Here is a 23,235-nt window from a genome sequence, read left to right as displayed (position 1 = left end):
CCCACAGCCATCGCCGCCGGTCGGCGGCGAGCGGTCAGGCGTCGGGCTTCTTCTTCAGCTTGGGATTGGGGAAGAACTGCACCGACTGCACCTTCGGGTTGGCCGGCTTCGGCGCGTTCTGGTTGACCCGCGTACCCAGCTCCTTCGGGATCGACTGACCCTGGGCGTTGAGCGTGTCGGCGTAGCCACAGGCCACGCATTCGCGGTGCGGCACGCCGTCCTCTTCCCACATCTGGATCTTGTCCTGTTCGCTGCACGCCGGGCAGACCGCCCCGGCGATGAAGCGCTTCCTGGTGATCGCCGGGCTCATGCGGCCTCCCCGACCAGCCCGGAGTGACGCAGCAGGGCGTCGATGGACGGCTCGCGACCGCGGAAATCGACGAACAACAGCATCGGCTCGCGGGAGCCGCCGCGGGCCAGGATCGCCTCGCGGAAGGCACGCCCGGTATCGGGGTTGAACACGCCTTCTTCCTCGAAACGCGAGAAGGCATCGGCGGACAGCACCTCGGCCCACTTGTAGCTGTAGTAACCGGCCGCGTAGCCGCCGGCGAAGATGTGCGCGAAGCTGTTGGCGAAGCGGTTGTACGCCGGCGGACGCATCACCGCCACTTCGTCGCGGATGCCCTCGAGCACCTGCAGCACGCTACGGCCGTCGCCGTGGGTGGCGTGCAGCTCGAAGTCGAAGAGGGAGAACTCCAGCTGGCGGACCATCATCATCCCGGACTGGAAGTTCTTCGCCGCCAGCATCTTCTCCAGCAGGTCCTGCGGCAGCGCCTCGCCGGTCTCGTAGTGGGCGGAGATCAGCGCCAGGCCTTCCGGCTCCCAGCACCAGTTCTCCATGAACTGGCTGGGCAGCTCGACGGCGTCCCAGGCCACCCCGTTGATCCCGGAGGCGGCGGCATGCTCGACGCGGGTCAGCAGGTGGTGCAGGCCATGGCCGAACTCGTGGAACAGGGTAGTGACCTCGTCGTGGGTCAGCAGCGCCGGCTTGCCGTTCACCGCCGGGGTGAAGTTGCACACCAGGTAGGCCACCGGGTCGATCAGCCGGCCCTGGGCGTCGCGCCGGCGGTCGCGGGCGCCGTCCATCCAGGCACCGCCGCGCTTGTTGGCGCGGGCATAGAGGTCGAAGTAGAAGCGGCCGACGTGCTCGCCGTTCTCGAGGATCTCGAACAGGCGTACGTCGGCGTGCCAGCGTTCGAAATCGTGCAGTTCGCGGATCTGGATGCCGTAGAGGCGCTCGACGATGGCGAACAGGCCGGAAAGCACCTTGTCCACCGGGAAGTAGGCACGCAGCGCCTCCTGGGACACGCTGTAGCGCGCCTCGCGGAGTTTCTCGGCGTAGTAGCCGGCGTCCCAGCTCTGCAATTCGGTGCAGCCCTGCTCGGCGGCGTAGGCGCGCAGCTGCTCCAGGTCGCGGGCGGCGAACGGCTTGCTGCGCACCGCCAGGTCGCGGAGGAAGCTGAGCACCTGGTCGCTGGACTCGGCCATCTTGGTCGCCAGCGACAGCTCGGCGTAGTTGGCGAAGCCGAGCAGGCCGGCCAGCTCCTGGCGCAGGTCGAGGATCTCTTCCATCACCGGACCGTTGTCGTTCTGCCCAGCGTTAGGGCCCTGGTCGGAGGCGCGGGTGCAGTAGGCGGCGTATACCTCTTCGCGCAGGGCGCGGTCATCGGCATAGGTCATCACCGCGTAGTAGCTGGGGAACTCCAGGCTGATCAGCCAGCCGTCCAGGCCCTTGGCCTCGGCGGCCTGCTTCATCTGGGCCTTGGCCGAATCGGTCAGGCCGGCCAGCGCGGCTTCGTCGGTGACATGCTTGGTCCAGGCCTGGGTGGCGTCGAGCAGCTGGTTGGAGAAACGGCTACCCAGCTCGGACAGGCGCGACTGCACCTCGGCGTAGCGCTTCTGCTTGTCCGCCGGCAAGTCGATGCCGGACAGGCGGAAGTCGCGCAGGGCATGTTCGAGGATGGTTTTCTGGGCCACGTCGAAGCCGGCCGCCTCGGGGCTCTTCGCCAGCGCCTCGTAGGCCTCGAACAGGGCGCGGTTCTGCCCCAGCTCGGTGGAGTAGGCCGACAGCTCCGGCAGGCAGGCCTCGTAGGCCTCGCGCAGCTCGGCGCTGTTGCACACCGCGTTGAGGTGGCTGACCGGACTCCAGGCGGCGCCCAGACGGTCGTTGAGTTCGTCCATCGCCAGCACCAGGCCCTTCCAGGTCGGCTGCTCGCGCTGGGTTTCCAGCAGGCGGGCGATGGCGGCGCGGTTATCGGCGAGGATCCGCTCGATGGCCGGCTTCACGTGTTCCGGGCGAATGGAGGAGAAAGGCGGCAGGTCGTAGGCCTGCAGAAGGGGATTCGCGCTCACGTTGGCAACCTTGGCTAAGGAAATACCCGACCATCTTAAATACAATCGGCGGCATCCGCAGCCTGAGGAAAACTATCGTGACCATTCGTTCCTACCAGGGCAAAACGCCACTGCTCGGCGAGCGGGTCTTCGTCGATCCCTCGGCCGTGCTCGTCGGCGACATCGAGATCGGCGCCGACAGCTCGGTCTGGCCGCTGGTGGTGATCCGTGGCGACATGCACCGCATCCGCATCGGCCAGCGCAGCAGCATCCAGGACGGCAGCGTGCTGCACATCACCCACGCCGGCCCCTTCAACCCGGACGGTTTTCCGCTGAGCATCGGCGACGAAGTGACCGTCGGGCACAAGGTCCTGCTGCACGGTTGCAGCATCGGCAACCGGGTGCTGGTGGGGATGGGCTCGATCGTCATGGACGGCGCGGTGATCGAGGACGAAGTGATCCTCGGCGCCGGCAGCCTGGTGCCGCCGGGCAAGGTGCTGGAGAGCGGCTTCCTCTACGTCGGCAGTCCGGCGAAGAAGGCCCGTCCGCTGAGCGACAAGGAGCGCGGCTTCTTCGCCTACACCGCCGGCAACTACGTGAAGCTCAAGGACCTGCACATCGCCGAGGACTACCATGCGTGACGCCGCGCTGCGCTACCCGAACATCCTCTTCGATCTCGACGGCACCCTCACCGACCCGCGCGAGGGCATCACCCGCTCGGTGCAGTTCGCCCTCGCCCGCCTGGGCATCGACGAGCCGGACCTGGCGCGCCTGGAACACTTCATCGGCCCCCCGCTGTTGCAGTGCTTCATGCAGACCTACGGCTTCGACGAAGCGCGCGCCTGGGAGGCGGTGAACCACTACCGCGAGCGCTTCAGGGTCACCGGTCTCTACGAGAACCGCGTGTTCGACGGCATTCCCGAGCTGCTCGAAGCCCTGGTCGGACGCGGCCACACGCTCTACGTCGCGACCAGCAAGCCCGGCGTGTTCGCCCACGAGATCGCCCGCCACTTCGCCTTCGACCGTCATTTCAAGGCGATCTACGGCAGCGAGCTGGACGGCACCCGCACGCACAAGGACGAACTGATCCGCCATCTGCTCGACAGCGAAGGCCTGGCAGCGGAGCATTGCCTGATGATCGGCGACCGCATGCACGACCTGCTCGGCGCCAGTCGCAACGGTGTCGCCTGCATCGGCGTCGGCTACGGCTTCGGCAGCGAAGACGAACTGCGCGCGCACCAGCCGACCCATTACTGCGCCGACCTCGCCGCCCTGCGGCAGGTGTTGGAATCCCACTGACCCATGCTCCGTTTCAGACAAGGACGCCTGACATGACCGACAATCCCTTCGCCACCCCCACCGCCCCGGTGCAGCCGCCGGCCAGAGAGGTGCCCGCCACCACCCAGCCCTATGCGTTCATCGCGGTGCTGGCGCTGGTCACCTGCCTGTCCTTCGCCGTGAGCCTGGGCATCCAGTGGTACAACGACATCGGCGAGATCCGCCAGCGTTTCTCCGAGCACCTGCAACTGATGGCGCCGCACTGGTTCACCGGCCTGGTGTTCTACGCGGCGGCCAACCTGCTGGTGCTGCATGCCTACCGCGAGAAGCGGCAGCTCGTCGAGTTCCGCCCGCTGGCGCTGCTGCTGATCGGCTACGGTCTGCTCAACCTGGTCTGCGGCATGCTCGCCGGGATCGGCCTGGCGCCGCTGACGCTGCCGTTCTACCAGTGGGTGACGGCGCAATCCAGCTACGGCGTCTGGCTGATGGCGTTCAACGAAGCGATGAGCTGGGTCTACCTGCTCCTGGGCAGCCTGCTGCCGTTGGGGCTGGTGCTGCTCGGCAGCCGGGTGAACTCGCCGCGCCTGGCCGAAGGGGAAGAAGCCCGCGTCGCTGCCTGGCAGGTCGCCCTGGGCGCCGCGCTGTGTTTCGCCACGCTGTGTTTCAAGCTGATGCAGTTCCTTCCCTACGCCCTGCTGCGCTACGACGAGCCTTGGCTATACGGCCTGTACCTGAGCGGCGTGGCGCTGCCCGCGGCGCTGCTCTTCGGCGCCGTCTGCACGCGCCTGCCGGCGCGCCTGCAACGCTTCGCCGCCGGCCGCGCGCTGCTGCTCGCGGTGGTCGCCATGCTGCTCTGGAGCGTCGCGCTGCTGGCGGTCGGCGGGGGGCTGGCGCTGCTGATGATCCTCGGCCTGGCGCCCGCTGGCATCGGCTATACGCTGCTGGTGGCGCTGCTCGGCGTCGGCCTGTTGGCGCTGCTCTGGCCGATCGGCCGGCTGGCCACGCGCTGGTGCTACGCCGACCAGCTCGCCGCCTGAGCAGGCGTCAGGGCGCTGCGGCGGCCAGCCGCTGCAACGCCGCCTGGCGCTCCGCCAGGGGGAGCTGGCCAAGGGCACGGACCCGCGCATAGAACGCCGGCCAGTTGCCGCCGACCTGGCGGAACAGCACGGCGAACGCCGCCACCCATTGGTCGTAGAGGCCGAAGGGAAGCAGCTTGGCATTGTTGAACGGCGCGTCGATCCAGGCCTTGAACGGCGACTCGCCGCCCCATTCGCGCTGGCTCAGCGCCGCGTACTCACGGCGCAGGCGCTGGAATTCGGCAGCCTTGCCGGCACGCTTGGCGGCATCGTCCAACGGCCCGGCATAGAGTGCTTCGAGGCGCGCACGACTGGCCAGGACCAGCGCGGTGAACTGCTCGCGGCGCTTCTCCTCGCGGCCGTCCGCCGGCGGCAGTCCACGATACTCGCGCCACTGGCGGGTGCCTTCCTGTTCGACGAAGGTGGCGAAGGATTCGTTGAAGGCGGTGTCGTCGCGCAGGTAGAACTTCTGGTGCGCCAGTTCGTGGAAGATCAAGGTCGCCAGCCGTTCGTCGTCCCAGCGCAGCATGCTGCTGAGGATCGGATCGTCGAACCAGCCGAGCGTCGAGTAGGCCTGCACCCCGCCGACGTAGACGTCGTCGCCGAGCGCCCGCTGGCGCGCCGCCTCGGCGCGCGCGGCGGCCTCGCTGTAGTAGCCGCGGTAGGCCACGCAGCCGGCGATGGGGAAGCAATGGGTGACCGGCTGCAGCGACAGCTCCGGGGTGGCGAACACGTTCCATACCACGTAGGGCCGGCCGATATCGGCGTACAGGCGATAGCTGCGGTTGTCCGGCAGGCCGAGGCGTTCGCTGGCGAATTGCCGGGCCTTTTCCGCCTTCGCCAGGCGTTCGCGCAAGCGCGCGTCGCGCTGCGGGTCGGCGATCACCGCGGCGGCCGGCTCGCGGGCGCGCAGCAGGGCGAACTGGCCGCTGGCCAGTTGCCCGTAGTAGGAGACGGTCGAGCAACCGCTCAGCGCCAACAGCGCCAGGCAGGGAACCCAACGGGGCAGTCGAAGGTCAGCAAGCGGATGGCGAAGGCGGCGTGGCATGGGCGGAACATAGCACAGCACGCGGACCGCCCGCCGCCCTACCAGCACCGGTCCGCGATCCGGCGAGGCGGAGGAACGCAAGGCGTTTTTCCAAGGCGCGACGGATGGCGGCCGGGTTAAAGGAGCTTCGGAGTCTTCTATGCGTACGCTGCTGCTTGCCGGTGGCCTGCTCGTCCTGAGCGGCTGCTCACTGCTGATGCCCACCCCCGACCCGAACCGCGCCTGGGTCGACCTCGATACCCAGCCCGACGCCGATCTCGCCGCCGTGGAAGTCGACGACAAGAGCTGGGACCGCACGCGCTACTTCGAGGTCGATCCCGGCACCCGCGAACTCACGGTGCGCTACCAGTTCACCGTCGACCCGACCAACATCGGCCCCGTGGACAGCCCGCTCTGGCGCGATTGCCAGCTCAACCTCAAGTTCAAGGACTTCAGCGCCGGCCAGCGCTACCGCCTGGAGGCCGGGCACATCGGCTTCCGTCCCTGGGCGAAGCTCTACGACCAGGACAACAGGGAACTGGCGCGCGGCCGCGAGGGGCGCTGCGCGAAGGTCTGAACGGCGCAAGGCGAGGGCGCTATGCTAGGAGCTGAACGCCCTCCGGAGCCCGCCCCATGCGTCCACTCACCCGTCTCGTCCCGCTCGCGCTGCTGCTCCTCGCCGGCTGCGCCGGACCGCTGCCGCAGCCGGACCCGCAGATGGCCTGGGTCGAGCTGCGCAGCGCGCCGGCCAACACCCTGCTGGCCGAGCGCCTGGACGGCGAGCGGTTGAGCGACGGGCGCTACTTCCAGGTCACTCCGGGACGCCATGTGCTGGAGGTGCGCTTCCAGTACGAACTCTATGGCGGTTCCGGCGGCGGGGGCGGCGGCTTCGGCGAGCCGGTGCAGATCAACTGCTACCAGCAGGTGGTCTATGACGGCTTCGAGGCGGGCCGGCGCTATCGCCTGGAGGTGCGCCCGCAATTGCGCAGGGCGCTGGCGCTACTGAGCGACGAGCGTGGCGAGGTGGTCGCCCGTTCGAACTTCCAGACCAGCCGCTGCCCGCCGTACTGAAACGCAGCGGCTCAGTCGTCGTTCTTCTGGTAGATGATCTTCTTGGTGCCGTTCTCGCAACTGCCGACCACCATGTTCGGGTCGCTGACTTCGTCGTTGCGCACGATCTCCAGGGTGTAGGAGGTCACCCCGGCCGACTGGATCTTGGTCTCGATCTCCGCCTTGAGTTCCTCGCACGGCTTCGGCGCGGCCAGCGCCGTGGCGCTGAACAGCAAGGCGGCAATCCCCAGCCCGATGGTTTTCATGACCCGTCACTCCTCGTCGATGCCTGGCAGCCGAGTGCTGCGCAGCGCATCCTGCCGCATTCGACTGCGGCAGGCCAGGGCCAGTTCGCCGGGCTGGGGAAGCGTTCCGCTCAGCCGTCGAGGCTGGCGTCCAGGCTGATCTTCGCGTTGAGCACCTTGGATACCGGGCAACCGGCCTTGGCCTTGTTGGCGATCTGCTCGAAGGTCTGCGCGTCCGCCCCCGGCACGCGCGCCCTGAGCACCAGGTGCACGGCAGTGATGGCGAAACCGTCGGACTGCTTGTCGAGGGTGACCTCGGCGCGGGTCTCGATACGTTCGGCGGTCAGGCCGGCCTCACCGAGCATCATCGACAGGGCCATGCTGAAGCAGCCGGCGTGGGCCGCGCCGATCAGCTCTTCCGGGTTGGTTCCCGGTGCGCCCTCGAAGCGGGTATTGAAGCCATAGGGGTTGTCCTTGAGCGCGCCGCTTTCAGTGGAAAGGGTGCCCTTGCCGTCTTTCAGGCCGCCTTGCCAGACCGCCGATGCCGTCTTCTTCATGTCGACTCCTCCGGAGCTGTGGATGGACATCCGCTCGCGTCGGCGAGCGGGCATGTCTACATGGGAGGACGACGCAGCCGGACAAGTTCAGTCCGCTTGCGCGGCGGCGGGATTCAGGCGCAACCGTCGATGCGGCAGAGCGGCGCCGCGGCCCCGCCCACGGCACCGCTGCCGCCGGCAAGGCGCAGCTGCGTTTCGAGGAAAGCCCGCCAGTCGTCCGGCTGGCCGAGGTAGCGCCCGGTGTCGAGCACCTGCAGGCGGCCGTCGCGCGCCAGGGCGAAGGTCGGGAAGCCAGCGGCGCCGAGACGGTTCATCAGCCGCCGACTGTCGGCGAAGTGCGCGCGCAGCGGCTCGCCGGAGCAGGCGTCGAACGCCTCGGCGAAGCCCTCGCCAAGCCCCAGTTCGGCACCCAGCTCGAGCAGCACCGGACGCTCGGCGATACGCCGGCCCTCGACGTAGTGGGCACGCTGGATCCGCGCCAGCATCGCCGCGCCGAGGCCGTCGAGCGCTTCGGCGGCAAGCACGGCGGCGGTCGGCGGGGCCGAGTCGAATACCGCGCTGGTGTCGCGCAGCAGGCCGTCGAAGTAGTCCTTGCCGAACGGCTGGCCGGTCAGTTGGGCGATCCGCAGGTCATGGGGCATCACGTAGTGGCGCAGGCCGGCGCCGACCGGCTGGCGGTTGGCATCGGTCATCATGCCGCCGCCATGCAGGCGTACGTCCAGACCCGTCACCTCGCAGGCGGCGGCGAGCAGCGGCGAGGCGCCGTAGCACCAGCCGCAGAGCGGATCGTAGAGGTAATGCAGGGTGAGGTCGTTCATCTCGGTCTCCACGAGACGCCCCGCAGGGGACGCCTCGATCAGCGGCTATCGGCGGGCGCGGCTCAGGGCCACTGCATCTCGCCCTTGAGCACCTTGGCGCTCAGCTCCAGGCCTTCCTCGCCCGGCAGGTTCGGGTAGCGGCGCTTCATCGCCTCGACCAGCGCGGCGGAATCCCTGGCCTTGGGCAGTTCGGCTTCCAGGGCCTTCAGGTAGTCACGGGTGAAGCGCACGCCGTCCAGGCCCTTCGGCTCCTCGCCGGTGAAATGGCCGGGCACCACGCGCCGCGGTTGCAGCGCCTCGATCCGGTCGAGCATCGCCACCCAGGCCTGGCGCGAGGCCTGGGTCTGGGTATCGGCGGTCCAGACGTGCGAACCGGATTCCACCAGCACGCCACCAACCACCGTCTTCAGCGACGGAATCCACAGCACCGTGCGGTCCGGGCTCGGCCCCTTCAGGTCGACCACCTTCAGGGCATGGCCTTCCAGCTTCAACTGGTCGCCCTTCAGCGGCTCCGGCACCACCAGCGACGTCGGCGCGTTGTCCTTGAGGATCGGCCCCCAGTAGGCCAGCTTGGCGTCCTTGGTCGCCTGGATGTGTGCGACGGTCTGCGCCGTCGCGAGGATCTTCGCCTCGGGGAAGGCGGCCTTCAGCACGTCGAGGCCGAAGTAGAAGTCCGGGTCGCCGTGGCTGATGTAGATAGTGCTGAGGGTCTTGCCGCTGGCCTGGATACGCTTGACCAGTTGCTCGGCGTCGGCGCGGGAGAACTGCGCGTCGATCAGCATCGCCTCGCGCTGGCCCACCAGCAGTTCCGAGGACACGGCGAAGATCGCCTTCTCGCCGGGGTTGTAGACCTCCAGCCGCAGCGGTTCGGCGCTGGCGGCGAAGACGCCGGCGGCACCCAGCAGGGCGGCGGCGGCGAACAGGGAACGAAGCAATCCATGGCGCGACATGAGCGGTTCTCCAGGCAGTGGGATCAGAGGCTTGCCATGTTAGTTGCTTGAAAGCGCGCAAAAAGCCCCGCAATAATCACAACTTTGTTGCATGGATCGAGCGAATTATGGACCGCCTGACCGCCACCCGCGTCTTCGTCGAGGTCATCGACAGCGGCAGCCAGACCGCCGCCGCCGAGCGTCTGGACATGTCCCGGGCGATGGTCTCGCGCTACCTCGCCGAGTTGGAGGAGTGGGTCGGCGCACGCCTGCTGCACCGCAGCACCCGCCGCCTGAGCCTGACCGACGCCGGCGCGGAGCTGTTGCCGCAGTGCCGCGAGATGCTCGCCGTGGCCGACGCCATGCAGGCCACCGGCCAGACCCGCCGCGACAGCCCGCGCGGCACCCTGCGCATCACCAGCAGCCTGTCCTTCGCCCAGGCCTGGCTGACCCGTGCCGCCGCCGCCTTCGTCGAGCGCTACCCGGGCACCGCCATCGACCTGCAGGTCAACAGCCAGGTGGTCAACCTGGTGGAGGAGCGCATCGACCTGGCCCTGCGCATCGCCAACCAGCTCGACCCCAACCTGATCGCCCGCCGCCTCGGCGAATGCCGCTCGGTGATCTGCGCCGCGCCGGACTACCTGCGCCGCCACGGCACCCCGCGGCGCCCGGAGGACCTGGCGCTGCACAACTGCCTGACCTACTCCTACTTCGGCCGCAGTCTCTGGCAGTTCGAGCGCGACGGCGAGCCGACCAGCGTGCCGGTGGGTGGCAGTCTCAGCGCCAACGAATCCACCGTGCTGCTGGAGGCCGCCGCCGCCGGTGCCGGGATCAGCCAGCAGCCGCTGTACTCGGCAGCCCCGCTGATCCGTAGCGGACGCCTGGTGGCGCTGCTGCCGGAGTGGTCGCCGCAGGTGCTCGGCATCCACGCGGTGTACGCCTCGCGCCGGCAGATGCCGCCGGCGCTGCGGGCGCTGCTGGACTTCCTGGTCGAACGGATGGCGGCCGATCCGCACTGGGACGAGGCGGGCCCCCTGGCGCTGGCGTGAAAGCCGGGTAGACTGCTGGACGCGCCGCCTTCGACGCACCTTTATCCCCTGTCTGGAGCACGTCCATGTCCCTGTCGATCTACCAGGCTTCGATCCCGACCTTCCTGCGCACCCTCGGCAACCTCTCGGCGATCCTGAAGAAAGCCGCCGCCCACGCCGAAGCGAAGAACATCGATCCGCGCATCTTCATCGACGCCCGGCTGGCGCCGGACATGTTCCCCCTGGCGCGCCAGGTGCAGATCGCCAGCGACGCCGCCAAGGGCGCCGGCGCGCGGCTGGCCGGGCTGGAAGTGCCGAGCTACGCGGATACGGAAACCACCTTCGACGAACTCCAGGCACGCATCGCCCGCACCGTCGAGTTCCTCGAGGGCATCCGCGAGGAACAACTGGACGGCGCCGAAGAGCGCAACGTGACCCTCAAGGTGCGCGGCCAGGAGATCAGCTTCAACGGCCGCGACTTCCTCTTCGGCTTCGCCCTGCCCAACTTCTTCTTCCACGTCACCACCGCCTACGCCATCCTCCGCCACAACGGCGTCGAACTGGGCAAGATGGACTTCCTCGGCGGCGCCTGAGGCTCCCGCGCCGGGATGGCACGCACAAGGACCATGGAATGGATCGGAAAACCCTCGACGACACCAGCAAGTTCCTCAGCTATGTCCTTCGCCACCAGCCCGAGGCCATCGGCCTGACGCTGGACGGCGAAGGCTGGGCCGACATCGACGCCCTGATCGCCGGCGCGGCGCGGGACGGCCGCGCCCTCGACCGCGTGCTGCTCGGCGCGGTGGTCGAGAACAACGACAAGAAGCGCTTCGCCCTCTCCGCCGATGGCCAGCGCATCCGCGCCGTGCAAGGCCACTCGCATGCCGCGGTGGCCATCGCCTACGCCCCCGCGGTCCCGCCCGCAGTGCTCTACCACGGCACCGCCAGCCGCTTCCTCGACTCCATCCGCGAGCGCGGCCTGGTTCCCGGCAGCCGCCACCACGTCCATCTCTCCGCCCGCCGCGCCACCGCCCTGGAAGTCGGCCGCCGCTACGGCAACCCGGTTCTGCTGGAAATCGACGCGCGCGACATGCACCTGGCCGGGCACCTATTCCACCAGGCGGAGAACGGCGTCTGGCTGACCGAGCGGGTACCCGTGCGGTTCATCCGCGAGGCTTGAGAAGGCATCGCCTCTCATCGGGAAGCCGTAGGGCGCATAACGCGCAGCGTTATCCGCCGATACGCCGAGGCTAAAGGAGGAAGCCGCCGCCTGCGATGAACCAACCGCCCCCTTGATGGCCCGCTGCCGCCTAGCAGAAGCGGCAGTGGAGCAGGCGGTGAAAGCCGGCTTGACTGAGGAAAAATACCGACAAGCGCAGGACGCCCGATGGACCTTCGTCCCAGCCACGTGCATGTGTTCCCACCCAGCCGCGACCTCCCGGCCGCAACCAGTCCGCACCGCGAAACCCTGCTGCGCAGCGGCTGCGCCTGGAACGGCTCGCTCTACCTCGGCTATCCCCTCGGCCAGCCGCAGCTCACCGTGCAGCGCCTGAGCCTGGCCGCCCACGAACGCCTGGACTGGCAGGTCCATCCGATGCCCAGCGCGCTCTACGTGCTCAAGGGCGAACTGCGCCTGGAGACCCGCGACGGTGCCCAGAGCACGCGGGTGCTGGAAGGCGAGGCGGCGGGTTGCCTGATGAACATCATCCATCGCCTGATAGCCGGGGCCGAACCGGTGGAAGCCCTGCTGTTCCATGCCGGCGTGGAAGGCATGCCGGTGGGGCTCGGCGAACGCGGCGAAATGCCCGACGCCTGAAGACGCCGGCGGGCCGGACAGCAGCCCGGGCCCGCCACGCCCCGCATCACGCTCAGGCGGAGAGCCCGTACAACCTGAGCCAGCCTTCCAGCGCCAGCGCGGTCTCCAGGTTGTGGCGGCTCACCTGGGTGTTGAAGTACCCCTCCGGATGCTCCAGTTCGGCGGCCAGGAACTCCCGCGAAACGATGCCGAACACCGGGTTCGCCGCGTCCTCCAGCAAGCGCCGCACGCTCCCGCGCAGGAAACGCTCGTAGCCGAGGTTGGCAGAAGTCGGATAAGGGCTCTTGCGGCGCTTGAGCACGGCTTCCGGGACATAGTCGGCGCAGGCCCGCTTGAGCAGCCACTTCTCCTCGCCGTCCCGGCTCTTGATCGACCAGGGCACGTTGTAGACGTACTCCACCAGTTCATGGTCGGTGTAGGGCACCCGCACCTCCAGGCCGTTGCACATGCTCAGGCGATCCTTGCGTTCGAGCAGCAGCACCATCCAGCGCTTCAGGTGCAGGTGGCTGAACTCGCGCATCCGCCGCTCCTCCGGGCTGTCGCCGGCCAGGTGTTCGACCTGGCGCAGCCCATCGTCGTAGCTGGCCTGCTGGTACTGGAGGAGATCGCAGCGGCGGTTGAAACCGGCGTCGATGAAGCCGGCCGGCAAATGCACCCTGGAGGCCCAGGGGAAGCGCGCCGCAGCCACCGCCTGCGGATCGCGGAACCAGCCGTAGCCACCGAACAGCTCGTCGGCGCCTTCGCCGGAGATGGCCACCGTGGAATGCCGGCGGATCTCGCCGAACATCAGGTGCAGCGAGGTATCCATGTCGCCGAAGGTGAAAGGTACGTCCTTGGCCCGGAATACCTCTTCGCGCGCTCGTTCGCAGACCAGTTCGGCATTGTCGATGAGCACGGTGCGATGACGGCTGCCGATGTACTGCGCGGCCAGCAGGGCGAACGGCTGGTCCTGGTCGGGACGCAGGTCGTCGCTGCGGAACTGCTCGGCCTGACCGACGAAGTCCACCGAGAATGAATTGATGTCGCCGCCGTGCTCCGCCTTCGCGATGCGCTGGGCGATGCCGGTCAGGGCGGTCGAATCGAGCCCACCCGATAGCAGCGAACACACCGGAACGTCGGCGTGCAATTGCGACCCCAGGGCGCGGGTGACCAGTTCGCGGGTGCGCTGCACGGTGCTCTGCAGGTCGTCGGCATGCTCCTGGCGGCGCACCTCCCAGTAGCGGCGTAACTTCGCCTGGGAATTGGGACGCCAGGACAGCAGGTGGCCGGGCAGCAGTTCCTGGACCTCGCGGAACGGCGTCTGCGAAGTGCCCCGGGACAGCGTCAGGAGGTCGACCAGGCCGACCGCGTCGAGCCTGGCGGCGAATTCCGGATGCGCCAGGATGGACTTGATCTCCGAGCCGAACAGCAGTCCCTCGCGGTGCCGCGCGTAATACAGCGGCTTGATGCCCAAGCGGTCGCGCACCAGCAGCAGGTGGCCGTCGCGGCCGTCGAAGACGGCGAAGGCGAACATCCCGGTCAGGTACTCGCAACAACGCTCGCCCCATTGCAGATAGGCGTGCAGGACCACCTCGGTATCGCTGCGGGTGCGGAACTCGTGTCCGGCCCGGCGCAACCGCTCGCGCAGGGCATCGTGGTTGTACACCTCGCCGGTGTAGACGAGGGTGACCTCCTGGCCGGTGGGAAAGCGATAGGACATCGGCTGCACGCCGCCGCTGAGGTCGATGACCGCCAGCCGCCGGTGACCCAGCAGGGCGTTGCGGTGCTTCCAGATGCCCTCGGCATCCGGCCCGCGCAAGGCGAGCGTATCGGTCATGGCGAAGATCGCCGGAAATTCGTCGTCGAGCTTGCGCGTGTAATCCACCCAACCCGCGAGACCGCACATAGGGAAACTCCTCTAATTGATGTTTTATCGGGAAATTCATCCAGAGAACATGCTGAAAACATCCGTGCGGCCGGCCAGATTGCCGGCGTACGAATGCTTCGCCCAAGGCGGTCGATGTATGAACTTTTCGAGGACCTGAAGATAAGCAGTTTCGGCAGGCCTGCGCCCAAGGAAGGCCAATGATAGAACAGGAAAAAACGTGGCCGAGTTAATTAATATCTATCTAAATCTGGTAGCTGTTTTTAAAAAAACAAAGGAAAAACAATAATCTACAAAATTAATGAAACATCCTGAAACATCATTACGCGGCTCTACAACCAGATATTACAGGGTCGTTCACGGCTCTTTCCAAAGACTTAGAAAGCAAACTCAATTAAACTTATAATTGCTTTACGGCAATCATATGTATAGCCAACTAAGCAAATGACTACAACAAACTCAGATCGTACAACTATTGAATATAAGAGTTGTCCACCGACGCTGATTTCGTGGCAACGTTCGACGCGACGATGGACGAGCGGGAAAAGTAGGGCGGCGCGGGGAATGGAGAATTAAAGCAGGCAACTTCGAGCGATCCATCCGGAAGCGGGCCCGCTGCACCGGGCCCGCCAGACGACCTACCTCAAGGGCATTCGCAGGTCGACGGACCGAACACCGGCCCGCTGCACGGGTCCTCGGACGGGCCGAAAACCGGGCACGCGGCCTGGGCGGTAAGAGAGAAGCCACAGAGCAGGAACACAGCCAACAGTACTTTCTTCATTTGCAACCTCCTGGTTGGTAATCGAACGCTCCCTGTCCCTGGTCGAGGGTACAGTCGGTCATCACGGGCACTCGCAGACGGTCGGTCCCAGCACCGGGCCCGCGCAGGGATCTTCCCCCGGCCCGAGCACCGCGCAGTCCGCCTGCGCCGTCAGCGAGAACATCCACAGCAGCAGCGAAGCCGCCAGCATCTTCCTTTTCATCTGACCTCCTTGGTCGAAACAGCGATCAACGATCCGTGTCCTTCTCCGAAAACAAGGGCATTTGCCTGCAGAAGGACCGAACGCCCGTCCGCTCGCGGCGCACCGCAAGACTCGCCGGCGAGCCGCCGGACCCCGGAGAGCAAAGACCAGCCCGAGCGAACGCGCCAGTGCGGTGGATTGCCGCAGCGCCAGCGAAAGTACCGGGGCAGGGGGCTTCGGCACCGGTTCGCCATCAACTTTTCCTATCCCCGGCGGCCACATAAATTCGTTGGACGCACCGCGCCGGCGCCTCCAAGAATGCCGCACGGGTGCGAAGTCCGGCCGTGCACCCACCGACGCCCCACAACAGCAAGAACAACGATCGGTGCATCCATGGCAAAGGACCTGACTTTCCCAGACGCCTCCGCGTCGTCCCGCAACCCTCCCTCCGCGCGCCTCCGTCTACCGGCGACACGCGCCCCCTAGCACCGCCCTCCCGTCCGCCACCGCAGCAACCCGCGACGCACCTTGCGTCGGTCCCGGCCCCCGCCGCCGGCGGGCGCCGCTCGCCCGCGCTCCGCCCGCCGCACCGATCGACCCATGAACCGAACAAGAACAGGAGTCCACCCGATGCGCTACGCCCGTCACGCAAGCCGATACTCCCTCTTCGCCCTGGCCGTCTCGGCGGCCCTGCTGCCCGGCGCCGGCTGGGCCGCCAACGGCGACCTCGCCGGCGCCCGCACGCCGCCCAGCGTCGCCTGTTCCTGGGACCGCGAGGCAGCGTTGTCCTACGAGGAGCGCCGGCTCGACACGCCGCTGCCGTTCAGCGGCGCCAACGTCGTCACCCACGACCAGACGCCGCTGGCCGAGCGCATCGTCAAGGGCGCCGGCTTCGACGGCTTCGAACCGGCCTTCGCCAAGCGCCTGTGCGCCGCCGATGGCCGCACCCCGGTCACCAGCTACGCCAAGGCACTGAAGCTGGTCACCGAAGAGGGCCGCGCGCTGTGGCGCGCCGCCGTCGACCGGGCCCAGGGGCGCCGTGCCATTCCCGCCGGCGCGCTGCCGGCCAGCGATGACCGCATGCTCTACTGGACGCGCCTCTACATGACCCGCACCCTGCGCCAGTGGGCGCCATCCTTCCACCTCGGCAAGGCCCAGGCCCAGGCGCTGCAATGGCGCTTCGAACGCGCCTCGCGCGGACAGTTGGACATCGACCTGCCGCGCCGCTACGCCGCCGACGGCTCGCGCTACCGGCGGATGATCATCAGCGGCTTCGACGTCTTCACCCTGGGCACTCCCGGGACGGCGAACACCGGCCTGCGCAACGGCAACCCCTCGGGCGCCACCGCCCTTGCGCTGGACGGCCGCGAGTTCAGGCTGGCCGACGGCAGCCTGCTGCGTATCGAGGCCTACCTGTTGCCGGTCAGCTACGACCCGTTCAACCGCGGCATGCAGGAAGACACCCTGGGCCCCTGGTTCCGCCCCGGCCCGCGCCGGGTCGACGCCTCCATCACCATCAGCCAGGGCGGCGCCAACCAGTTCTGGCTGGAGGCCTGGAACGGCCGCTTCCACGGCTCCTCCGCCGGCAACGACGGCATCGTCTACTGCCCCGCCGACAGCGCTTTGCCCAACTACGTGCTTCCCCTGGGCAGCGTGACCAATCCCGGCACCGCACCGATTTCCCTGCGGGGCTCCGGCTGCAATATCAACCCGCCGCGCCGCTGGCTCGGCTACGACAGCGCCAGCCGCTGGCGGCAGAACCTGCCGGCGCAGTTCTCCAAGGCCTCGCTACCGGTCCGCCAGTTGCTCGCCGCCGATACCTGGCGCGGCATCGAGCGGCCGCCGGGCGCTACCAGCCAGGCCGCGGAAGGCTTCGACGTCACCTGGCACACCAACTACGACTTCTTCCCCGATTGCGCCAACCCGCGCACCGAAAACGTGCCGACCAACGGGGTGATGAACGCCATGCCCGATCCCTCCCTGGTGCTCCCGCCGAACCGACGGATCTGCGCGCGCAACGGCGGTGGCGGCGACTACCTGTCCAACGAGAGCGCCTACCGCAACACGGTGCTGCGCGACGCGTTCCGCCTGGAGATTCCCGCCGGGCACATCCATGTCCCGGTGATGAACAACTACTACACCGGCGTACCGGCGAGCGGCGGCGGCGCGCGCAACGACAACGCCATCAGCGACGCCCGCTACGAGGCCTACCGCAGCGCCATCGTGGCGCAGACCCGGGCGCTGCTGGTGGGCGTCGGCAACGCCCTGGCGCAGGGGGCGCAAGCGGACTAGTCCTCGCCAGGCGTAAGGCCCTCGCGATCTATCGCTTCGCCGCAGAGCCGAACTGCCGCCGACGCAGGCCAACGGGACGGTAGCCCGTCGCTTCAGCCTCTACTGAATCGAAAAAGGCGGCACGTGGGGAAACCTCGGACTCACCACCCGGAGCTTTCCCAGGCCCGCGCCGGAACGGTAGGGCAGAGTCGAAGAGTGCGAACGCCGATGATGGAGACAACCGCCATCGCCCGCATCACCGGGGCGGTGGCAAGGATTTCCCCTGACTTGGAGAGTTTTCCATGAGCTTCGCGCAGAATCTCCTACGCCTACGCCAGCAGAACGCCCTGACCCAACGGCAGATGGCCGAGCGACTGGGCATCACCGTGAGCCAGTTGCGGCACTTCGAAACCAAGGGCGGGCACCCGTCGCTGGTGGTGCTGCAAACCATCGCCGGACGTTTCGCGGTGCCCCTCGACTGGCTGGTCTGCGAGCGCAGCGAGCGGCAGGCGCTACCGGAAGACCTGCGCCTGCAGTTCGAGGCCATCGGCCGCCTGCGGCTGGACGAGCGGCGCGCCATCCGGGCGTTGCTCGACGACCTGATCCGCCAGTACATGGCCAAGCGCAACGCAGCGGCCAAGCCCCTCCCGGCGGCTTGCGCCGAGGCCACGGAAACGTCCCCGTAGCCCCGGCGCACGGCTCAGTCGCTGCCGTACCTCGGCGAGCGCGGGCCGTACAACAGTCCGCCCGGCTGGCCGGCCGAGAGCAGGCGCGCACTGGTCATCCCGGCGATCGGATAACCGGCGTCCTCCACCGAACTGTTGATGATCTGCTTGACCGCCGCGGTGATCAGCATGCCCACCAGGCCGCCGTTGTTGCCGCCGTTGCCTTCCTCGCTGGAGGCGGTCGCCGAGCCGGTCCACAGGGTGGTGCCGGATCGCAGGTCGACCAGCTTGGCGCTGGCGGTGACGATGGTCGCGCTGCTGATCACCATGTAGCGCGTGCCGTAGTCGCTCACCGTGACGTACAGCGCCGCGTCGGCGCCATAGATCTCGCGCAGCTTGGCCGGGGACACCTGGTGCACGTCGCCGGCGCTGGTCAGGCCGTTCTGGCGGAAGGTCTCGTCGGCCAGCGCCACCGGCACCACGTAGTAGCCGGCCTCGGCCAGCGGGAAGGTGACCTGCGAGAGCATGCTGTAGGTCGCCTTCACGTCGGGCGACTCGTTCAGCGGCGGCAGGACCAGGATCGAGCGCGGCTTGGCCTGCTTGAACGCCGAGTAATCGACGCTCTTGGTCGGCGCGCAGCCGCCGAGCAGGGCCAGCAGGGTGAAACCGGCCACCAGGCCGGACAGTCGGGCGAGTTTCAACGGGCACCTCCACGGGCGTTGTTCAGGAGGAAGTCCATGTAGGTCGCCGACTCGGGAAACAGCGCCTTCTCGGTCTCGAACTCGCGGACCATCTGGTCGTCCTTGCCGATGCTGGAATAGAGCAGCCCCAGCTGGGCGTGGTAGCCCGGCGGCACCGCGCCGTTCTTCGCCCGGATCTTCTCGAGGTCGGCTTCCAGCGCCTGCGCCTGGGCCTCCTTGGATTCACCCTTGAAGTATTCGTGGACCTGGGCCTGGTAGCCCTCCCACTGGTACAGCGTCTTCGGTCCGCTGCACCCGGCCAGCGCCATGCTCCCCAGCAGCGCCGCCGTCCATGTGATCGTCTTGCTCATGTGTGCCGTGATTCCCTGGTTTCTGGTGGATTATTGGTTCTGTGGCTTCCAGGCGCCGCTATCGACCGCGTTGACCAACTTGTTCACCGCCTCGCGCATGGCCAGGTCGAGGACCTTGCCGTTGAGGGTCGAGTCGTAGCTGGCGGTGCCGCCGAAGCCGATCACCTCGCGGTTGGACAGGGCGTACTCGCCAGCGCCCTGGGTCGAATAGACGACCTCCGAGGTAGAGATGTTGACGATGTTCAACGCCACCTTGGCGTAGGCGATCTGCGACTTGCCGCGGCCGAGGATGCCGAACAGCTGGCGGTCGCCGACTTCCTTGCGGCCGAACTCGGTGACATCGCCGGTCACCACGTAGTCGGCACCCTTCAGGCGCTGGGCCTGGCCCTTGATCGCCGCTTCCTGCTGGATCTCGCTCATGTTGTCGCGGTCCAGCACGTTGAAGCGATTGGTCTGCTGCAGGTGGGTGATGAGAATGGTCTTGGCCTGGCCGCCGAGGCGGTCGACGCCATCGGAAAAGATCCCGCGCATGTAGCTGGAGCGGTTGTCGAACTTGCCTACCGCAATCGGCGAACGCACGCCGCTGTAGGGTCGGTTGACGCTCTCGACCTGCTGTACCGGCAACGCGGTGGAGGTCTCGGTGGCGCAGCCCGCCAGGCCGGCCAGGGTGGCGACGGCGAGGAGCGGCAGTAGTGCTTTGTTGGCGCTGTGACTCATGGGGTTCTCCTGGAAAAAAACGCTATCGACGCGGAGCGGCTTCTAGCCGACCCGTGTGCGGAAAAGAGGGCGTAGTGAAAATCGAGGAAGGCCAGGCGGCACGGCGGCGCGCCAAGGCGAGGAGCGAAATGGGGTGGCCACGTTTTCTTTCCTTGAAATACGAATGCGTCGATCAACCGGCGCTCCCGGCCGGCCTTGGAAATCCGAAAGAATCGTGCGGGAAGCGATGCACGAACCGTATGAGCCATCAATAGGCCATCCCGGTGGGCGGCAAAGTTACCACAGTTATTCCGATCGTTTCGTTATGCAGGAAGCATACTCGGAGAATTCTGACTGCGTCTCGTTCGCAGGATCGAGGTGGGACGCCGGGCACCGGTGTCCGCCACCCACCGGTGGCAGCCAGGCAGGCCTCCTTGCCGCCCATTGCGCCCGACGCTGTACGGCGCAAATGAAAACGGACACCCCTTGGGAGTGTCCGTCTCTGCCGTCGACCGGTCAGGCCAGGTCGAGGCCGCGCATTCTCAGGCGCAGGTCCTGTTCCTGGGGCTTGCCTGAACGATCCGTCCCGGTTGCCAGGTCCAGGGCATCGAGCAGTCCCTCGCTGTGGCCGCTCCGTTCCCCCAGCGTGGCCTCTTCGAGCACCCGACGGGTCACACCCTGCCCATCCTTGGCGCTGAGCAGGACGCGCATGTCGGTCCCCTTGTCGTAGAGGATCTCCTGCTCATCGCCCTCGATCGATATCTCGCTGACATCGATCCCGGATCTGCCGAACAGGGTGGTTATCGTGCCCAGGCCCGCGAAGCTCCTGGCAACGCTGGGGTCCCGGGAGGTGGAGAGATAGCCGGCGTCGTGGCCGACCTGGCCCTCTTTCACCGCCTCGAAGGCATCCCTGCCCTGGGTGCCGCGGAAGGTCTTCACGACCTGTTCAGCCGGTCCGCTCTTTTCGAACGCGGCAGACATGCCCCGGTCGATCAACGCCTGGCCCGCATCCAGCTCCCGTCCCTGACGCAGGGACCGATTCAGGTGCTGGTACTCGCCGTTGGTATAGAGACCGAGCGCCATCACCTCGGCATCGCTGTACGGTCCGTCCGGGTGTTCGCCGAGGTACTGCTCCGCCTCCAGCCCGAAGTGCTCCACCAGGCCATCCGCCAGCGCCTTGTCGACAGGCTCGCCCTTTACCTCGCTCTCTACCGCGTGGCGCAACAGGGCGACCTTGTCCATTACCGCATGCAGTTGGACGGCGATTTCGCGCAGTTGCTCCGGGCTTGCGCTGAGTACATGCTGGCTGGCGGCACCGCCCGCGGTCCCCCACTGTTGCAGCGCGATCCCCCCAACGCTCTGTTCGAGCAGGCGGGCAGCCTGGGTACGGGAAGCTTCGATCAGGCTGCCATCGCGAATCCCGACCAGGGCGGTGGCCAGCGAGCGCAGAGCGCCGTCGCCGCTGGCCAGGCGCGTGTGATCCTTCGCCAGTCTCTCCGCTGTCAAAGTCGCCAGCTCGCTCGCCTTGCCAAGTCCGCCCAAGGTCAGGGGCAGTGCCTTTTGCAGCATCATCTGCTTGATCTCGGCGGCAGAGAGACTGGCGGCAGGCGGCGCGTCCTGACGGGAGAGCGGCGCCTGGGTGGCGGCGTGGGCACGGCTCCCCAGCAGTTTGCCCAGCCACTCGATGATCGCCACGAAGGGACGCGCGAGGGCAGCCCCCAGGCGGGAGAGCAGGCCCTCGCCCTTCGGTGCTTCCTGGCGCTGGGCCAGTTGTTGCGCCTCCCGGGGAGTGGCCACCTGGCGGGCCTCGACCTGTCCCAGGCGCCCGGCCACGGCCTGGCTCAACTCAGCCACGAAAGACGGGTTCTGCTGAGATGATTGAATATGCATGATGATTGACGTCTCCTGATGTTTCCCCGCCAGTCTAGGAACGAGGCGCCCCTCCGCCTATCAGGATTGGCCGTGGTTTTTTTACTGTTGGCGGCCGTCGGAGCACGCGGAAAGAGAACCGTCAGCGGCCGAAAAACAGCGGACTTTCCCTACGCCAGCTCCCGTGCGCCTACACCGGGGCGGAGAACCCGATGGATACCGGCGGCAGCGCCGGCCTCATGGCGGACGGCGTACCACCGCGCAGGCACCTCGGGGTCGTCTGCTGCTATGGTGCGCACAGGCACGTCGCCATCTCTCTCCCGGCGAATGGAATCGAGCATGACGCTTTCCCTGGATCTGTTGTTGAGCCTGTGCACGGCCCTGGCCATCGGCCTCCTGATCGGCGCCGAGCGCGGCTGGCAGGAGCGCGACCACGAAGATGCGCGGCAGATCGCCGGAATCCGCACCTTCAGCCTGGCCGGCCTGCTCGGCGGCTTCGCCACCCTGCTCGCGGGCGAACTGGGCAGCGCGGTCTGGGTAGCCTTGCTGCTGGCCCTCGCGGCGCTGGCCGTGGCCGGCTACGTGAGCGATGTCAGGCGTGGCGGCGACCAGGGCATGACCACCGAGATCGCCCTACTGATGACCTTCCTCCTCGGCAGCCTCGCCCTCACCGAACAGCGCCTGCTGGCTGCCGCCGGCGGCATCGTGCTGACCCTGCTGCTGAGCCTCAAGGACAAGCTCCACGCCCTGCTGAAGCGCCTGACCGCCGAGGAGCTATCGGGCACCCTCAAGCTGCTGTTCATTTCCGTGGTCCTGCTGCCGGTGCTGCCCAACCAGGGCTATGGTCCCTGGGCGTTCTTCAATCCCTACCTGACCTGGTGGATGGTGGTGCTGATCGCCGCCCTCGGTTTCTCCGCCTACCTGGCCATCCGCCTGATCGGCTCGCGCAAGGGCCTGTTGCTGACCGCGGTGCTCGGCGGCCTGGTGTCCTCCACGGTGATGACCCTGACCCTGGCGCGCCTGCGCGAGCGCATGCCCGACGCCCTGTTGGCGTGCGCCCTGCTGGCGACCTCGGCGCTGATGTTCCCGCGCATCCTCGTCGAGATCGGCGCGATCCACCCGGCCTTGCTGAAGGAACTGGCCCTGCCATTCGCCGCCACCACCCTCGTCTACCTTGGCGGCACGCTGTTCCACGCCCTGCGCGGCGGCCGCGCCAGCCAGGAGGCGCCCGACGAGCCAGGCCTGCGCAACCCCTTCGAACTGCTCCCGGCCCTGCGCTTCGCCGCCCTGCTGAGCGCGATCCTGCTGTTGGTGGAGGTCGGCCGGCGGCTGTTCGGCGATGCCGGCATCTACGCGGTCGCGCTGCTCTCCGGCCTCGCCGACGTCGACGCGATCACCCTGTCCCTGGCCCGCGCGGCGCAGGGCGAACTCGATCCAGGCGTGGCCAGCCGCGGCATCGCCCTTGCCGCCCTGAGCAACAGCCTGGTCAAGGCCGGCCTGGTCGTGCTGGTGGGCGGCAAGCGGCTGGCCCTGCAAACGCTGCCCTTCAGCCTGGCGGGGCTGCTGGTAGGAGCGCTGCTGATCCTGCTGTGAGGCGCCGGGGAAAGCTCGGAGCGCCGCTGGACGAAAGCGACGACAACCGCCTGGCGCCCCGCATCAACCTGCGCGGCTACTGGCTGCAACGGCCGGGTTTCGAGGACCG

Annotated in this window: 25 protein-coding genes and 1 pseudogene; 12 read left to right on the top strand and 14 right to left on the bottom strand. The window is 67.7% G+C overall.

Translation table 11 applies throughout. The features are described 5' to 3' along the window. Positions 1 to 34 precede the first annotated feature (34 nt). Entirely contained in the window at positions 35 to 310 is a 276-nt protein-coding gene (locus VQ065_RS00525) for a YheV family putative zinc ribbon protein (protein WP_003083624.1), read from the bottom strand. Then, entirely contained in the window at positions 307 to 2,352 is a 2,046-nt protein-coding gene (gene prlC, locus VQ065_RS00520; RefSeq protein ID WP_003083621.1) for an oligopeptidase A, read from the bottom strand. The genes VQ065_RS00525 and prlC overlap by 4 nt, the downstream gene beginning before the upstream one ends. A gap of 77 nt (positions 2,353 to 2,429) precedes the next feature. Between prlC and VQ065_RS00515 the strand changes: the two genes are divergently transcribed. From VQ065_RS00515 to VQ065_RS00505, 3 genes are read left to right on the top strand one after another with little or no spacing between them, the layout of a single operon-like run. After that, positions 2,430 to 2,972, top strand: coding sequence for a gamma carbonic anhydrase family protein (locus tag VQ065_RS00515; RefSeq protein ID WP_003083618.1), 543 nt, complete (start codon positions 2,430 to 2,432; stop codon positions 2,970 to 2,972). Continuing rightward, complete coding sequence (locus VQ065_RS00510) at positions 2,965 to 3,630, top strand: HAD family hydrolase (protein WP_003083616.1); 666 nt, start codon at positions 2,965 to 2,967, stop codon at positions 3,628 to 3,630. Before VQ065_RS00515 ends, VQ065_RS00510 begins: the two co-directional genes overlap by 8 nt. Before the next feature lie 32 nt (positions 3,631 to 3,662). Beyond that, on the top strand, positions 3,663 to 4,646 hold the full coding sequence (locus VQ065_RS00505; RefSeq protein ID WP_003114660.1) for a hypothetical protein: 984 nt from the start codon (positions 3,663 to 3,665) through the stop codon (positions 4,644 to 4,646). A 7-nt stretch (positions 4,647 to 4,653) separates the two neighbouring features. On the opposite strand, the gene VQ065_RS00500 is transcribed toward VQ065_RS00505, so the two are convergent. Further along, positions 4,654 to 5,781, bottom strand: a complete 1,128-nt coding sequence (locus VQ065_RS00500; protein ID WP_003118564.1) for an aminopeptidase — start codon at positions 5,779 to 5,781, stop codon at positions 4,654 to 4,656. 91 nt (positions 5,782 to 5,872) lie between these two features. Here VQ065_RS00500 and VQ065_RS00495 point away from each other — a divergent pair, with 91 nt between their 5' ends. Both VQ065_RS00495 and VQ065_RS00490 read left to right on the top strand, forming a co-directional pair. Then, a complete protein-coding gene (locus VQ065_RS00495) occupies positions 5,873 to 6,289 on the top strand; it encodes a PA0061/PA0062 family lipoprotein (protein WP_003083614.1) in 417 nt (138 codons plus the stop codon). A 56-nt stretch (positions 6,290 to 6,345) separates the two neighbouring features. Then, complete coding sequence (locus VQ065_RS00490; RefSeq protein WP_003083612.1) at positions 6,346 to 6,783, top strand: PA0061/PA0062 family lipoprotein; 438 nt, start codon at positions 6,346 to 6,348, stop codon at positions 6,781 to 6,783. Between the two features lie 11 nt (positions 6,784 to 6,794). On the opposite strand, the gene VQ065_RS00485 is transcribed toward VQ065_RS00490, so the two are convergent. The 4 genes from VQ065_RS00485 to VQ065_RS00470 all read right to left on the bottom strand — a co-directional run bounded on the left by VQ065_RS00485 (position 6,795) and on the right by VQ065_RS00470 (position 9,332). Further along, a complete protein-coding gene (locus VQ065_RS00485; RefSeq protein ID WP_003083610.1) occupies positions 6,795 to 7,028 on the bottom strand; it encodes a DUF1161 domain-containing protein in 234 nt (77 codons plus the stop codon). A gap of 110 nt (positions 7,029 to 7,138) precedes the next feature. After that, positions 7,139 to 7,594: an OsmC family protein gene (locus tag VQ065_RS00480; protein ID WP_003118563.1), complete on the bottom strand. Its 456-nt coding sequence runs from the start codon at positions 7,592 to 7,594 to the stop codon at positions 7,139 to 7,141. A gap of 83 nt (positions 7,595 to 7,677) precedes the next feature. Beyond that, the gene (gene dsbM, locus VQ065_RS00475; RefSeq protein ID WP_003083601.1) at positions 7,678 to 8,382 is read right to left on the bottom strand and encodes a disulfide reductase DsbM; all 705 of its coding nucleotides are present in this window, start codon (positions 8,380 to 8,382) and stop codon (positions 7,678 to 7,680) included. A 62-nt stretch (positions 8,383 to 8,444) separates the two neighbouring features. Then, entirely contained in the window at positions 8,445 to 9,332 is an 888-nt protein-coding gene (locus VQ065_RS00470) for an MBL fold metallo-hydrolase (protein WP_003083599.1), read from the bottom strand. A 107-nt stretch (positions 9,333 to 9,439) separates the two neighbouring features. Here VQ065_RS00470 and osaR point away from each other — a divergent pair, with 107 nt between their 5' ends. The 4 genes from osaR to VQ065_RS00450 all read left to right on the top strand — a co-directional run bounded on the left by osaR (position 9,440) and on the right by VQ065_RS00450 (position 12,155). After that, positions 9,440 to 10,360, top strand: a complete 921-nt coding sequence (gene osaR / locus VQ065_RS00465) for an oxidative stress response transcriptional regulator OsaR (RefSeq protein ID WP_003083596.1) — start codon at positions 9,440 to 9,442, stop codon at positions 10,358 to 10,360. Positions 10,361 to 10,425: 65 nt separating this feature from the next. Beyond that, a complete protein-coding gene (locus tag VQ065_RS00460) occupies positions 10,426 to 10,932 on the top strand; it encodes a DUF1993 domain-containing protein (protein WP_003083593.1) in 507 nt (168 codons plus the stop codon). A 38-nt stretch (positions 10,933 to 10,970) separates the two neighbouring features. Further along, positions 10,971 to 11,519 (top strand): RNA 2'-phosphotransferase, encoded by a 549-nt coding sequence (locus VQ065_RS00455; RefSeq protein WP_003083590.1) that lies wholly within the window; start codon positions 10,971 to 10,973, stop codon positions 11,517 to 11,519. A gap of 207 nt (positions 11,520 to 11,726) precedes the next feature. After that, complete coding sequence (locus VQ065_RS00450; RefSeq protein WP_003083588.1) at positions 11,727 to 12,155, top strand: cupin domain-containing protein; 429 nt, start codon at positions 11,727 to 11,729, stop codon at positions 12,153 to 12,155. A gap of 52 nt (positions 12,156 to 12,207) precedes the next feature. Here the strand turns inward: VQ065_RS00450 and asnB are convergent, their stop codons facing one another. The 3 genes from asnB to VQ065_RS00435 all read right to left on the bottom strand — a co-directional run bounded on the left by asnB (position 12,208) and on the right by VQ065_RS00435 (position 15,002). Next, positions 12,208 to 14,040, bottom strand: a complete 1,833-nt coding sequence (asnB, locus tag VQ065_RS00445; protein ID WP_003083586.1) for an asparagine synthase (glutamine-hydrolyzing) — start codon at positions 14,038 to 14,040, stop codon at positions 12,208 to 12,210. A 622-nt stretch (positions 14,041 to 14,662) separates the two neighbouring features. After that, entirely contained in the window at positions 14,663 to 14,800 is a 138-nt protein-coding gene (locus VQ065_RS00440) for a PA0050 family protein (RefSeq protein ID WP_003083584.1), read from the bottom strand. Positions 14,801 to 14,861: 61 nt separating this feature from the next. Further along, the gene (locus tag VQ065_RS00435; RefSeq protein WP_003083582.1) at positions 14,862 to 15,002 is read right to left on the bottom strand and encodes a PA0050 family protein; all 141 of its coding nucleotides are present in this window, start codon (positions 15,000 to 15,002) and stop codon (positions 14,862 to 14,864) included. A 609-nt stretch (positions 15,003 to 15,611) separates the two neighbouring features. On the opposite strand from VQ065_RS00435, the gene VQ065_RS00430 reads away from it, so the two are divergent. Continuing rightward, on the top strand, positions 15,612 to 17,273 hold the full coding sequence (locus tag VQ065_RS00430) for a hypothetical protein (RefSeq protein ID WP_014603458.1): 1,662 nt from the start codon (positions 15,612 to 15,614) through the stop codon (positions 17,271 to 17,273). Between the two features lie 281 nt (positions 17,274 to 17,554). After that, on the top strand, positions 17,555 to 17,938 hold the full coding sequence (locus tag VQ065_RS00425; protein WP_003083575.1) for a helix-turn-helix domain-containing protein: 384 nt from the start codon (positions 17,555 to 17,557) through the stop codon (positions 17,936 to 17,938). Between the two features lie 14 nt (positions 17,939 to 17,952). On the opposite strand, the gene VQ065_RS00420 is transcribed toward VQ065_RS00425, so the two are convergent. From VQ065_RS00420 to exoT, 4 genes are all read right to left on the bottom strand, one after another. Further along, positions 17,953 to 18,618, bottom strand: coding sequence for a DUF799 domain-containing protein (locus VQ065_RS00420; protein WP_003083573.1), 666 nt, complete (start codon positions 18,616 to 18,618; stop codon positions 17,953 to 17,955). After that, positions 18,615 to 18,968 carry a DUF4810 domain-containing protein gene (locus VQ065_RS00415; protein ID WP_003083569.1) on the bottom strand — a complete coding sequence of 118 codons (354 nt, stop codon included), beginning with the start codon at positions 18,966 to 18,968 and terminating at the stop codon, positions 18,615 to 18,617. Before VQ065_RS00415 ends, VQ065_RS00420 begins: the two co-directional genes overlap by 4 nt. 30 nt (positions 18,969 to 18,998) lie before the next feature. After that, a complete protein-coding gene (locus VQ065_RS00410; protein ID WP_003083559.1) occupies positions 18,999 to 19,685 on the bottom strand; it encodes a CsgG/HfaB family protein in 687 nt (228 codons plus the stop codon). A 495-nt stretch (positions 19,686 to 20,180) separates the two neighbouring features. Then, the gene (gene exoT / locus VQ065_RS00405; protein WP_003083555.1) at positions 20,181 to 21,554 is read right to left on the bottom strand and encodes a T3SS effector bifunctional cytotoxin exoenzyme T; all 1,374 of its coding nucleotides are present in this window, start codon (positions 21,552 to 21,554) and stop codon (positions 20,181 to 20,183) included. A gap of 163 nt (positions 21,555 to 21,717) precedes the next feature. On the opposite strand from exoT, the pseudogene VQ065_RS00400 reads away from it, so the two are divergent. Further along, positions 21,718 to 23,126 (top strand): annotated as a pseudogene (locus VQ065_RS00400) (MgtC/SapB family protein). Positions 23,127 to 23,235: the final 109 nt, after the last annotated feature.

Origin of the sequence: Pseudomonas sp. KBN10P06128 (assembly GCF_037574945.1) — a bacterium.
Lineage (GTDB): Bacteria > Pseudomonadota > Gammaproteobacteria > Pseudomonadales > Pseudomonadaceae > Pseudomonas > Pseudomonas aeruginosa.
This window is presented reverse-complemented; position numbering and strand designations above follow the sequence as displayed.